This is a genomic window from Paenibacillus sp. FSL W8-0194 (assembly GCF_037969745.1).
Classification (GTDB): domain Bacteria; phylum Bacillota; class Bacilli; order Paenibacillales; family Paenibacillaceae; genus Paenibacillus_AQ; species Paenibacillus_AQ cookii.
Window position 1 is genome coordinate 4,664,600 of record NZ_CP150205.1, and the last position, 12,965, is coordinate 4,677,564.

Here is a 12,965-nt window from a genome sequence, read left to right on the forward strand (position 1 = left end):
GCTTTAATATCCGCGCAGGTATTCGCGGACAGCTTACTTGCAATATTGTGCCGAAGATACAGTCAAATGTAAAGAGCATCCCCGGAAAAAAAGAAAAAGAATTCCGGCCGCCCGGCATCGATGCCAAGGGGCGCAGAATTCCTTTTCCAAATCTATTTGGAATTGGGGTCCAACGAATTCTTTGTTGTTAGTCTAACCTATCTTGATACTGAAAATCAAATGTCTTTTCGAAGGCTTTGCGAATTTTTCGATGCGCCTCCGCTTTCACCTCCGGATTTCCGTTAAATTTGACGCCTGTCAACGCAAGCGCCTCCTCCGGAGTCAATTCCACAGCAATTTTACCTTTTCCTGAAGCTTCTGCGGTTAAATAACTCATCATGATCACCTCACGGATTATGGTTGCCGAGATTCGTTTCTTTTATGAATCGGTGCCGGTGTTACGAAAACGGGAGCGCTCCGACTCTCACTTTTAATATAACATTTCATGTAAGTTTTTTCAATAAATCATATGCTCGGCCGCCGATAAAAATGACTCGGTTTCGCCCTCTCATACCCTTCCCCGATTTTTTTTGCTACAATAGAGCAAGCAGTAAGCCATCACGGTTTAACCTTTGCTGATACGCCAAAAAGGAGCACCTTCACATGCATTCGAAAGCAGCAAGCCCTCCGCTTCTTTGGGGAGATAAAAGATTCCATACCTGGAATTACGAAATGCGCCGCGAGTTCGACGAAAAGGTGTTCAAGGTCATGCTCGATGCCGGCTTCACCTGCCCGAACCGCGACGGCACGATCGCCAGGGGCGGCTGCACGTTCTGCAGCGCGCGCGGATCGGGAGACTTCGCCGGCAAACGCCGTGACGACCTCGTCACCCAATTCAATGAAATCCGGGACAAACAGCACCTGAAATGGCCGAACGCGAAGTACATCGGATATTTTCAGGCTTACACGAATACCTATGCGCCGTTAGAGGTGCTGAGGGAATATTACGAAACGATCCTGCAGCAGCCCGGCGTCGTCGGCTTGTCGATCGCGACAAGGCCCGATTGCTTGCCGGACGATGTCGTCGAATATTTGGCCGAGCTGAACCGGCGGACCTACCTCTGGGTCGAAATGGGGCTGCAAACGGTTCACGATTCCACCTCCGAGCTGATCAACCGCGCCCATGATACGAAATGTTTCGTGGATGCCGTCGCCAAGCTCCGCAAGCATGGCATCCGGGTCTGTGCCCACATCATTTACGGACTTCCGCAGGAAACGCATGAAATGATGCTCGAGACCGGGTACGAAGTAGCCAAAATGGACGTGCAGGGGATCAAGATCCACCTGCTCCATCTCATGAAAGGCACGCCGATGGTGCGCCAGCATGAAGCCGGCTTGCTCCGCTTTCTGGAGGAGGACGAATACATCAAGCTTGTCGTCGACACGCTCGAGATGCTGCCGCCGGACATGATCGTCCATCGCCTGACGGGCGATGCGCCGCGCAAGCTGCTGATCGGACCGATGTGGAGCCTCAATAAATGGAAAGTGCTCAACGGCATCGACGCCGAACTGAAAGCGCGGGATACATGGCAAGGGAAATATTGGAGGAACGCGTAAATGGGTTTTTTATCCGTACTCAGCTTCGCGCATAAGCAAATCGAAGGACGCCTGGCGCCCGGCGACATCGCCGTCGACGCTACGGTCGGCACGGGAGCCGACACGGCGTTCCTCGCCAAGGCCGCAGGGCCTAAAGGCCGGGTGTACGGCTTCGATATTCAGGAGCAGGCGCTTCGCCTTGCCGAGGAACGGCTGTCCCGGGAGCCTGCCGGCGGCATGGCTTCCGTTTCCCTGTTTCTTGCAAGCCACGCGCGGATGACGTCATACATCCCCCCGGAGTGCCGGGGCCGCGTCGGCGCCGTCATGTTTAATTTGGGCTATCTGCCTGCGACGGATGCCGACAAACATATCATAACGAAAACGGAAAGCACGCTTGAAGCGCTGGAAGCCTCGCTTTCGCTGCTCCGCCCCAAAGGGATCATTACGGCCGTGCTGTATCCCGGCCATGCCGGCGGGGCGGCCGAAGCGGAAGCGGTGACGGCCTGGGCCTCAAGCCTGCCCCAGGATACGTGCCAGACGGTGATGTACAGGCAGCTTCAGCGAAACGACGCGCCGTACGTCGTCGCGATCGAAAAAAAACGGTAAACCGCGGGTGACACATCCAAGCATGTGCGCCTGAAACATATAGATCTCGGATCTAACGAATCCGAATGCAAGCGGTTTGATTCAACGATTCATGTTCAGATTAATGACTTGAAAGGAAGATGCAGCTATGACACAACCTTATCCATTATTGTTCCAACCCGAATTCAAAGAACGCGTATGGGGCGGCCGCGCCCTTGAACGTTTCGGCCTCACCCCTCCGGAAGGGCATATCGGCGAAGGCTGGATGATCGCCGATCATCCGAACGGCACCACGACCGTCGTCAACGGCGAACTGGCCGGAAAAGGACTCGATCAAATCCGCGAAGAGCTCGGCAAGGAATGGTTCGGCAGCAAAGGCTTTTCCGAGAAAAACGGGCGTTTTCCGCTCTTGATCAAGCTCCTCGACTGCAACGACAACCTGTCCGTGCAGGTTCACCCGACGGACGACTATGAAGGCCTGCCGAAAGGCGAGCTCGGCAAAACGGAAATGTGGTACGTCCTCGACGCCAAACCCGGAGCCAAAATCATTTACGGCCTGAAGGAAGGCGTCACCCGCGAAAGCATGAAAGCGGCGCTGGAAAACGGAACCGTCATGGATACGCTGCGCGAAGTATCCGTCGAAGCCGGCGATACGTTCTACATCCCAGCGGGTACGGTTCACGCCCTTTGCGCGGGCGTCGTCGTGGCGGAGATTCAGCAAAACTCCGATACGACCTACCGCATTTACGATTATGACCGTCCGGGCCTGGACGGCAAACCGCGCGAGCTTCATATCGAGGATTCCCTGAACGTTACCGCGTTCGAAGGCTCCGGCGCAACGACGATGAAAACGGGCGGCCTGGGTGCCGGAGAATGGCTGCAAATCGCCAAATCGCCTTATTTTATCGTGGAAAAAGGCATCGTGGACGGCGCCTGGAATTTGAACACGACGCCGGAAAGCTTTACGATCCTGGTCGTATGCGACGGCAGCGGCAAGCTGGGCTGGAACGGCGGTTCCCTGGACATCAAGGCGGGCCAATGTTTCCTTCTTCCGGCCAACCTCGGCGCATACACTTTGGAAGGCGACGCAACCGTGCTTCGTTCTTATTTGCCGGAATAATCTGTTCGCTTTTATATATTTTCGAACCTCGGCAGCCGATCCCGCGGCCGGCCTGAGGGTTCCTAATGGATAACGAGGAGGGATGGCGCATGCTTGAGCAAACCTTTGCGATGACAGATCCGCACGGAACGAAGCTTCATGTCTATCAGTGGCTTCCCGATCCGGAGGCCGAAATCGTTGGCATCGTCCAGATCGCCCACGGCATGTGCGAAACCGCCGAACGTTACGGCCGCTTCGCTTCGGCGCTGACCGGCAAAGGATATGCGGTATACGCCCATGACCAGCGCGGACACGGCTTGACCGCCGGTTCGCTCGAGCGGTTGGGAGACGTCGGAGAAAACGGATTTCAACTCATGGTTCAAGATATCGTCCAGCTGGGCCGGCTGGCGCGAGCTCAGCATCCCCGCGTCCCCTTGTTCCTGATGGGGCACAGCATGGGATCCTTTCTCGTGCAAAAGGTCATCATGACGCAATCGGACGGGTACGACGGTTTCATTTTATCCGGCACCAACGGTCCGCGCGGCATGCTTCGCGCAGGCAAAACGCTGGCCGCCCTGCAGCGGGCGCTGCAGGGCGATTCGCATCGCAGCCTGATGATGAACGCCATCGTATTCGGCGGATTCAATAAGGCCTTTGCCCCTAACCGCACCCGGTTCGATTGGTTGTCGCGCGACCCGGCCGAAGTCGACCGTTACATCGAAGACCCCTACTGCGGGGCGATTTGCACGACAAGATTTTTCCGGGATTTTTTCGGCTTGCTCCAGGAAATCCAGCAACCGGAAGGGTATCAAGGCATTCCGAAGCATAAGCCCGTCTACCTGTTCAGCGGGGAAAAAGATCCGGTCGGCCTGAACGGCCGGGGGGTCCGCCGCCTCGAAGCGGTTTACCGCAACCTGGGCCTGGCCGACGTGGAATGCCGGCTCTATCCGGAAGGACGGCATGAAATGCTGAACGAAGTCAACCGGGACGAGGTTACCGCGGACGTCATCGACTGGCTCGACCGCCATACCCCGTCTTCTTCGCAAACGAGGTCCGAAGAGGAATCCTAATCCTTTCCACGCAAAAACGCTCTCGGCTCCATAAAGTTCGACTTTATGGCCGAGAGCGTTTTTTATTCGTTAAGGAATCAGCTTTGCGCCGAGCCGGCCGGTTCCAGCTCCATCGTGTAATAGACCGGCTGCTCGCTGTCGTCCTGCTGGTACAGCACCATCAGAAGCTGCCGCAGCGGCGTTCCTTCCGGCGTTTCGCCCGTACCTCCCGCGAGCACGTCTTCCAGCCTGAAAGGAAGCACCTCCAGAACGGCATGCTTTTGCAGCTCCCTTTCGCCGATTCCAAGCCCCGCGAAGCTGCCGGATACGTTTTCGGGATGGTCAAGCACCCGCCGCATCAGCGTGCTCCACTCCTGTTTATCGATCGGCTCGCTCCACCAAATTTTGCGCGGCTTGTATTTGTGGTTCAGGAAATAATCCAGCTTCATCAGGCCCAGCGCCACGTCCATCCGCCGGATGCCCCGGTGCGCGAGAAAAGCGGACAGGCGCATGAACAGATCCTCCAGCTGGTGGCCGATTTTTTGCCATCCCTGCCCTTCCCAATAATCGCCGAATTCCTGAAAGAAATCGAACGGCGAGTCGAATTCATGCTTCATTAAATAGTTCAGCGTATGATCCATCCGGTGCGCGTTCCAATACTTCTCGAGCACGTCCTCGAGCCTTTTCAGCCGCACGATGTCTTCGAACGGAAGCTTGTGGCTGCCGAGAATTTCGTAAGGCGCCTGATCCATGTAAGTATATTCGTATTTTTCGGCGTCGTGCCGGAGGCCGGTCCCGCGCAGCATTTTCAGGAAGCCGAGCTGCAGCTCTTCCGGCCTGAGCGCAAACACGTCGTTGAACGTTTTTCGGAACGTATCGTAATCTTCCTCCGGCAGGCCTGCGATCAAATCGAGATGCTGCGCGATCCGGCCGCTGTTTTTGATGATATTGACGGTCCGGGACAGCTTCTCGAAATTTTGCCGGCGTTTTACCAGCACGTTGGTCGGGTCGTTGGTGGACTGCACCCCGATCTCGAAGCGGAAGATGCCGGGCGGCGCGTTGTCCGCCAAAAATTGCAGCACCTCGGGGCGCATGATATCGGCCGTAATTTCGAACTGGAAAATGCAGCCGCGGTTATTTTCGATCAGGAACTTGAACATTTCCATCGCATAGCTGTGGTTGATGTTGAAGGTCCGGTCCAAAAACTTGATCACTTTGGCGCCCTTGTCGATCAAATACGTAATATCCGCTTTGACCCGCTCAATGTCGTAATAACGCACCCCGTTTTCGATGCTTGACAGGCAAAACTGGCATTGGAACGGGCAGCCCCGGCTTGTTTCGAAATAAACGATCCGTTTGCCGAGGTTCGGAATGTCCTCCTGAAAACGGTGCGGGGACGGCAGCGAATTCAAATCGCTTTTCGGGCGGGGCGGATTGATGATTACCTCTTCCCCTTTCCGGTAGGCGATGCCGTACACAAAATGGTATTTCCGGTCGCCTTCGATCACCTGCAGCAGATGATGGAACGTCTCCTCGCCTTCGCCCATGACGATAAAATCGACGCCTTTCGCGCGCTCCATCCAATACCCCGTGTCATAAGAGACTTCAGGACCGCCGAGGACGATTTTGACTTCGGGCATGACCTTTTTGACGATGTCGATCACCCGGAGCGTCTCTTCGATGTTCCAGATGTAACAGGAAAAACCGATCACGTCGGGGCGCCGCTGGAACAAATCGGAGACGATGTTCATCACCGGATCTTTGATCGTATATTCCGCCAGCTCAATATCAAACGCATGCTCGCTGTAGGCCTTCAGGAGGCGGATCGCCAGCGAGGTGTGGATGAACTTGGCGTTTAAGGTCGATAAAATGACTTTCATGGGTTCACATTCCTTCTATTATTCATAATCGCCGTCGTAACGGTCGTCGCCCATCTCCCGGAAAAAATCCAGGAACGGCTTGCCGTATTTGCGGTATTTCACTTCGCCCACGCCTTTTACTTTCAGCATGGCTTGTTCGGTCTGCGGGCATACCACGCTCATCTCGCGAAGCGTCGCATCGTTAAAGATGATATAGGAAGGCACGCGCTCCCGCTCCGCAAGCTCGCGCCGGATCAGGCGCAGCTGTTCGAACACCGTCTCGTTGACGGCCGACGGCGAATAGTCTCTACGCGAACTGCCGGAGCGCCCGCCCGCACCGTCTCCGGAAGCCGCCTTGGCCGGCAGGCGCTGCATCACCTTCCGCTGCCCTTTCAGCACCTCCGCAGCCAGCGGCTGAAGCTTCAAGACCGGATATTGTCCCTCCGAGAGGGATAAGTATCCTTCCGAGGCCATGACGTTGATGATCTCCGAAATTTCCTTTTCCGTCCGGTCCGACATCGCGCCGTAGGTCGACAGCTCATCGAACCGGTATTGAAGCACCTTCTTGTTGCGGGAGCCCTTCAAAACGGCCGCCACCATGGATACGCCGAACCGTTCACGCATGCGGTGGATGCAGGAAAATATTTTTTGCGCATCGATCGTCATGTCGACCAGCTCGCGTTCGTCCGTGCAGGAACTGCAGATCCCGCAGGGCTTGTCCTCATGCTTTTCCCCGAAATAATCGAGCATGGCGCTGCGCAGGCAGCGTGTCGTATAGCAGTAATCGACCATCTGCTGCAGTTTGCGGTAATCGTTGGCTTTACGCTCCGGGTCCTGCGGATTTTGCTCGATCAGAAACTTTTGCGTGATGATGTCCTGGGCGCCGAACAGCAAAATGCACTGGCTCGGTTCGCCGTCGCGGCCCGCGCGGCCCGCTTCCTGGATGTAAGCCTCCATGTTTTTCGGCATGTTGTAATGGATGACGTACCGTACGTTCGATTTGTCGATCCCCATCCCGAACGCGTTGGTCGCGACCATGACCCGGATATCATCGTACAGGAAAGCCTCCTGGCTTGCCGCCCGCTCCTCGTCGCTCATGCCGGCATGGTATCTCCCCGCGGCCAGCCCGTTGCTGCGCAAACGTTCGTACAAATCGTCTACGTCTTTGCGGGTGGCGGCATAAATGATTCCCGGCTGATGCGAATGAACCTCGGCATATTTCATGACAAAATCGCGTTTGTTTTCCCCGCGCAACACCGACATCGCCAAATTATCGCGGCTAAGCCCCGTGACGAACACTTCGGGCTCTTCCAAACGGAGCAGCCGGACCATATCGTCCGTGACCTCCGGCGTGGCCGTGGCCGTAAAGGCGGCGACGATCGGCCGGTCGCGAAGGCTCTCGACGAACGGCGCCACCGCCAGATAGCTCGTCCGGAAATCATGCCCCCATTGGGACACGCAATGCGCCTCGTCCACCGCGACGCAGGAGATGGAAAGCTGGTTCATCTCGTCGCGGAACCATTCGACCTCGAGCCGCTCCGGCGCCACGTACAGCATCTTCAAATCGCCGCGTTTGGCGGCGCGGATCCGCTCGTTGACTTCCTTGCCGCTCAGCGTGCTGTTGATGTACGCAGCCGGAATGCCCATCGCCGTTAAAGCATCCACCTGGTCCTTCATCAGCGAAATCAGCGGCGAAACGACCAGCGTCAGCCCCGGCAGCATCAGCGCCGGAATCTGGTAACAGATCGATTTGCCCCCGCCCGTCGGCATAATGCCCAGCGTATCGTTTCCTTCCAGCAGACTGAGGACGATCTTTTTCTGGCCCTCCCGGAAATCCGGGTACCCGTAATAGGTTTGCAGCAGCTGCTGCGCCCTCTCCATCGTCATCGTTTCCACACTCATATATTTAAAAACTCCTAACGAAATCTAGTTCAAAACCGTTACTATTAAGTTTACCGGGCTTTACGGGAATGAGCAACCATCCGAAGGCGGCGCGTCCGCAACAAAAAAAAGTAAGACAACCCGGTATCAGGGCCTCGATTTCAGCCCGTTCTCGTATTTTTCGGAGCCCGGTGCAACAAACATCCTTTGCATTTAAAAAACCGGCACGAATGCCGGCTTTGTCTACATACCATGAATAGCTTATTCCCCTGCCTTGGGTTCTCCCGATACATCCCAGCGGTTTTGGTATTCTTCAAGCAGCGGGTGTACCCGCTCCGGGCGCTCCGACAAAATGAGCCGCAGCCGGACGATCCAGTCTTTAAAAGAAGCGTAGGACGCAAACAGGTTTGCCATGTCCGGCGTCAGGTACAAAAAATGCGGCGCCGGGTATTTCTCCGTCAAATGGCGCAAAGCCGTGTCCATGGGGGTATATTTTTTCCGCTTGGCTTCAAATCCCTCGATCACGGCGGAGGAACGATGTTCTTCCTTCCAGCTCTCCAGCTGCCGCTCGCGTTTGTAATAAGCACTGACGGCCGCTTTCAACATGCGTTTGGCCGTTTCTTCATGCAGCGGATACAGCACCAACCGCGAAAACGCGCGTTCTTCCGCCGTTTTCTCCGCTTTAAGCAGTCCTTGGGCGGTGATGTCCTCAAAGGCGTCGTAAAAAATCAGCGTCCCCTTGTTTTGCTCTGCGGGAGGTTCATAGCCGTAAGGGACCGTCACGGGCGTACGTCTCATGCTTCCGCATCCCCCAGATGCTCGCGGCAAAACGCCTCGATCATCCGAACCTCGTCCTCTTCCAGATCGAAGTCGAGGTAGCGGTCCGTCGATTTTTCGTACAAGTCGTACTTGACGAGATTTCCGCCCTCTTCCAGCTCGTTATATATGGCCCGGACGTACAGCCCGTTTTCGGAGTAAAGCTCGTCGTCCTCCGGAACCTCGAGATCCAGCTTGTATTCGTAACGTTTGCCCGCCAAAATGCGGAACGGGTCTTTAATATGCTCCACCTCATATTCGGTAATCGTCAGCATGATGTCATCCTTTCTCAGCTTGAATTCAGCTCGTTGCCGCCGCTTGTTGCGTTCCTTCTTATTCTAACAGACATGCTCATGGAACATACAACCTTTTCCCGCAGCCGCATTTTCGTACCGCTTAGAAAAGTCAGGACTCCCTTGACGGTGAAGGCGCTGCTATCCCTTCTAATCGATCACCGGGATGCGCTCCGGATGTTCCAGCAGTTCAAACATCAGGCGGATCTGCGCTTCCGTATTGCGGCTGCGCGATAGCTTGGGAAGCTCCTCCCTGCCAAAAAACCTTACGCCGCTCGTCTCCACGCCTTCCTGCGCCCGGCCCCCCGTAATCTCGCATTGAATAAACATTTTATAGACATGATAGGGAGCGGGCGGATTATGTTTCTGGTTGTCCATCACGGCCAGCAGGCGCAGCGCCTTCACCTCGTAACCCGATTCTTCACGCACCTCTTTGACCGCAATTTCGGTCGGGGACAGCAGCAGGTCGGCCCATCCGCCCGGCAGCGACCACTCCCCGTCTTCCTTTTCCCGAACCAGCAAAATTTCGCCATTTCGAATGACGACGCCCCGGATATCCACCTTCGGGGTGGCATAGCCGTGTTCGCCCGCAAACAATTCCGCCAGCTTGCCGGTTTCCACTTCCGTATATTCCGCCATGATCTCCAGGCTGAGCGCCCGCAGCTGCTCGTACCGTTCCCTGTCGTATACGTCCTTGGCGTAGGCCAAGCCCGTCTGGGCAATGCCCTGAATTTGCTTGGCCCAATCAAGCCATTTGAGTGGTTTCTCCATACTACGCACACGCTCCTTCGCATTAAAAAATTCATTTTTTCATTGAGAAAGATTATCACTACCCGAATGAAGTGTGATACAATGATGTAAGAATCGCAATCAACACCAACGGTAAGGAGTCGACGAGCATGGTAAACCCATCGGCCCAATGCGCCGAACTGCGTATTGACGATTATTTGGATTTGCTGAATCTTGCCAAACAGCTGGACGACGCCAGATGGCAGAAAGAAATCATCCGCAAGCTGGAGCGTCTTCAACACAAACATTTTGCCCTAAATTCATAGAATAGCGGCTTCGCTATAACTCAATTCCAATACTAGCGGATATTATTTTTTTGTTGAAAATAACATTCGCTTTCCGATCGGCGGCTCCTTCAACGGCCGTCTTTTTTGCTGTCAAAAAACGAAAAAACGCCGCTGGTGACGAACGATCGCGAACCCTCGGTTGATTTTGGTTAAGAGAATACTATAAAATGATGGAAAGCGGAAGAAAATTTTGTAAATCAAAACAGGAGTGACCGATGGAAAATCAAGAGCCGACGCGGCTTACCCGCCCCAGGAAAAGGAAAAAGAAGCGAAAAGGAAAAACGTGGCTGCTCGTTACGCTGATCTGCCTGCTGCTCGTGGCAGGAGCCGGATATATCTTCAGGAAACAAGTCGCGCTGCTCGCTTTTGATACGCTGATGAAAGATACCGTTGCCGAGACGCTTGACCAATCCTATGAAAAAATCGACGAGGAGGTAAAACCGGAAAAGGTGCAAAACCCGTTTTCGATTTTGCTCCTTGGCACGGATGAACGCAAAAACGAACCGGGACGTTCCGATACGATCATCTTTTCCGTCGTGCGTCCGAAGGACGGCAAAGTCCTCCTCATCTCGATCCCGCGGGACACCTACACCGAAATTGCCGAGGAAAACAAAAAAAGCAAAATCAACGCGGCGTATGCCCGCGGCGGGATCAAACGCAGCGTCGATACGGTGGAAAACCTGCTGGGAAGCAACGTCGATTTTTACGCCACCATTAATTTTCAAGGCCTGAAAGACGTCGTCGACAAGCTCGGGGGCGTACGTCTCCCGATCACCAAAGTGATCGAAAACAAACAGAAATACCACGAAAAGCTCCGGATCGAACCGAACAAACCGATTTACGACGGCAAGGACGCGCTCAGCTACGCCCGCTACCGCGAAGACTCCGACTTTAACCGGACGATGAGGCATCGCGTGCTGATCGACGCGATTCTGGCAAGAGCGCTTGAAATCAAAAATATTACGAAACTGCCGGATTTGATGAAAGTCGCGGGAAGCAATTTCAAAACGAATATGACGTCCACCTTTATGATCGATCTTGCCAAAACCTTCTATGAAGGGGGCAGCATGCCGGCCATCAGCAATTACATGCTCAAAGGCGAAGGAGCCATGCGCGACTCCCTTTGGTATTACGATCCGGACGAAAAAGACATCGAATATATTCGCAAGCTGATCGCCAATTGGCATGATCCGAATACGCCCGCCGATCAACTGATCGAGCCTGCTTCGGATGATGACAAAGCGAAAGCGAGCGGGAACTCATAACATCATACGTCAAAAAGGCCCGCTTGTCCTTCCGGTCTCCGGAAGAACGAGCGGGCCTTTGCTATGGCGGGCTTCAGCGCTTTTCGATGCCTGACGCCATCTCAGAGGTTTCCGTTAAGGTATTCGCTTTGCCCCACCCTCGCAAAAAAGCCGCCCCGGTCGCAACCTTCGGGCGGCTTTAAGTTCCTAGTAAGTGTTATGAATATCATTAACCTTCGAGCAGCAGCGATTCCGGATCCTCCAACAGTTCCTTCACCGTTACCAGGAAGCGGACAGCGTCGCTGCCGTCTACGATGCGATGATCGTAGGAAAGCGCGATGTACATCATCGGACGGTTCTCCGAACGTTCCGCGTCGATCGCAACCGGACGGAGTTGGATTTTGTGCATGCCGAGGATGCCTACCTGCGGCGCGTTCAGGATTGGCGTGGACATCAGCGAACCGAATGTGCCGCCGTTCGTAATCGTGAACGTTCCGCCTTGAAGTTCGGACAATGCCAGCGTGTTGCTGCGCGCTTTGGAAGCGAGCGAAGCGATTTCCTTCTCGATATCGGCGAAGCTGAGGCGGTCCGCTTCACGGACGACCGGTACGACGAGACCTTCCTTCGCCGCGACGGCGATGCCGATATCGTAATATTTTTTCACGATGATGTCTTCGCCGTCGATTTCGGCATTGAGCAGCGGGAACTGCTTCAGCGCGCCGACGACCGCCTTCGTGAAGAAGGACATAAATCCGAGTCCGATGTCGTGTTTATCCTTGAACGCATCCTTGCGGCGTTTGCGGATGTCCATAATCGCGGTCATATCCACTTCGTTGAAGGTAGTCAGCATAGCGGCCGTGTGCTGTGCTTCCACCAGACGTTTGGCGATCGTTGCCCGGCGGCGGGACATGCGCTGACGTTCGGCAGGTTTTCCGGGCTGGCCGGTTACGGCCGGCGCTGCCGTTTGCGCTGCAGGCGCTGCGGCTGCCGGACGAGGAGCCGGAGCTTCCGCGTGGTTTCTCACGTTCTCCTGGTAGATGCGCCCTTTCGGATCGCGGTTCACCTGTTCCAGATCGATGCCTTGCTCGCGGGCCAGTTTACGCGCCGCCGGGGAAGCCGCAAGGTACGTTTCCCCTTCCTTCGCAGGCTCGGCCGGTACGCTTGGCGCCGCCGGAGCAGCCGGAGCGGCTTTTTCTTCCGCTTTCGGCTCTTCCTTGGCCGGCGCGGCGGAAGCTGCGGCGGCAGCTTCGCCGCCTGCCGCCAATCTTCCGATCACTTCGCCGATTTGGACGGTTTCGCCGTCTTTTCTCAAAATCTTTTCGACGACGCCGGACTCCTCCGCGCTGATTTCCAGGTTAACCTTGTCGGTTTCCAGCTCAAGGAGCACATCCCCCTGATTGACGGCGTCCCCTTCCTGAACATGCCACTTATAAATTGTTCCCTCGGTAATCGATTCACCCATTGCCGGTACTGTAATTTCGCTCACGG

The 12,965-nt window shown here is 55.2% G+C and carries 13 protein-coding genes; 6 read left to right on the plus strand and 7 right to left on the minus strand.

All coding sequences use genetic code 11. The annotated features are described in order from the left end of the window. Positions 1–187: 187 nt before the first annotated feature. Entirely contained in the window at positions 188–376 is a 189-nt protein-coding gene (locus MKY58_RS21195) for a hypothetical protein (RefSeq protein ID WP_036708437.1), read from the minus strand. Positions 377–642: 266 nt separating this feature from the next. Here MKY58_RS21195 and MKY58_RS21200 point away from each other — a divergent pair, with 266 nt between their 5' ends. From MKY58_RS21200 to MKY58_RS21215, 4 genes are all read left to right on the plus strand, one after another. Next, positions 643–1,596, plus strand: a complete 954-nt coding sequence (locus tag MKY58_RS21200) for a TIGR01212 family radical SAM protein (protein WP_339321973.1) — start codon at positions 643–645, stop codon at positions 1,594–1,596. Beyond that, positions 1,597–2,181, plus strand: a complete 585-nt coding sequence (locus MKY58_RS21205; RefSeq protein WP_339321974.1) for a class I SAM-dependent methyltransferase — start codon at positions 1,597–1,599, stop codon at positions 2,179–2,181. Between the two features lie 127 nt (positions 2,182–2,308). Beyond that, on the plus strand, positions 2,309–3,280 hold the full coding sequence (locus tag MKY58_RS21210; protein WP_339321975.1) for a type I phosphomannose isomerase catalytic subunit: 972 nt from the start codon (positions 2,309–2,311) through the stop codon (positions 3,278–3,280). 89 nt (positions 3,281–3,369) lie between these two features. Beyond that, on the plus strand, positions 3,370–4,329 hold the full coding sequence (locus tag MKY58_RS21215; protein ID WP_339321976.1) for an alpha/beta hydrolase: 960 nt from the start codon (positions 3,370–3,372) through the stop codon (positions 4,327–4,329). Between the two features lie 77 nt (positions 4,330–4,406). Here MKY58_RS21215 and MKY58_RS21220 read toward each other — a convergent pair whose 3' ends face one another. The 5 genes from MKY58_RS21220 to MKY58_RS21240 form a co-directional block, all read right to left on the minus strand. Next, entirely contained in the window at positions 4,407–6,188 is a 1,782-nt protein-coding gene (locus MKY58_RS21220; RefSeq protein WP_339321977.1) for a DUF4080 domain-containing protein, read from the minus strand. 18 nt (positions 6,189–6,206) lie between these two features. After that, positions 6,207–8,069 carry a DNA helicase RecQ gene (gene recQ / locus MKY58_RS21225; RefSeq protein ID WP_339321978.1) on the minus strand — a complete coding sequence of 621 codons (1,863 nt, stop codon included), beginning with the start codon at positions 8,067–8,069 and terminating at the stop codon, positions 6,207–6,209. A 240-nt stretch (positions 8,070–8,309) separates the two neighbouring features. Further along, a complete protein-coding gene (locus tag MKY58_RS21230; RefSeq protein ID WP_339321979.1) occupies positions 8,310–8,846 on the minus strand; it encodes a hypothetical protein in 537 nt (178 codons plus the stop codon). Further along, positions 8,843–9,139, minus strand: a complete 297-nt coding sequence (locus MKY58_RS21235; RefSeq protein WP_339321980.1) for a DUF6509 family protein — start codon at positions 9,137–9,139, stop codon at positions 8,843–8,845. The genes MKY58_RS21230 and MKY58_RS21235 overlap by 4 nt, the downstream gene beginning before the upstream one ends. Before the next feature lie 168 nt (positions 9,140–9,307). Further along, positions 9,308–9,928, minus strand: a complete 621-nt coding sequence (locus MKY58_RS21240) for an NUDIX hydrolase (protein ID WP_339321981.1) — start codon at positions 9,926–9,928, stop codon at positions 9,308–9,310. Between the two features lie 128 nt (positions 9,929–10,056). On the opposite strand from MKY58_RS21240, the gene MKY58_RS21245 reads away from it, so the two are divergent. Both MKY58_RS21245 and MKY58_RS21250 read left to right on the plus strand, forming a co-directional pair. Next, on the plus strand, positions 10,057–10,212 hold the full coding sequence (locus tag MKY58_RS21245; protein WP_197069936.1) for a hypothetical protein: 156 nt from the start codon (positions 10,057–10,059) through the stop codon (positions 10,210–10,212). 236 nt (positions 10,213–10,448) lie between these two features. Continuing rightward, the gene (locus MKY58_RS21250) at positions 10,449–11,498 is read left to right on the plus strand and encodes an LCP family protein (RefSeq protein WP_339321982.1); all 1,050 of its coding nucleotides are present in this window, start codon (positions 10,449–10,451) and stop codon (positions 11,496–11,498) included. 208 nt (positions 11,499–11,706) lie between these two features. On the opposite strand, the gene odhB is transcribed toward MKY58_RS21250, so the two are convergent. Beyond that, complete coding sequence (odhB, locus tag MKY58_RS21255) at positions 11,707–12,963, minus strand: 2-oxoglutarate dehydrogenase complex dihydrolipoyllysine-residue succinyltransferase (protein ID WP_339321983.1); 1,257 nt, start codon at positions 12,961–12,963, stop codon at positions 11,707–11,709. Positions 12,964–12,965: the final 2 nt, after the last annotated feature.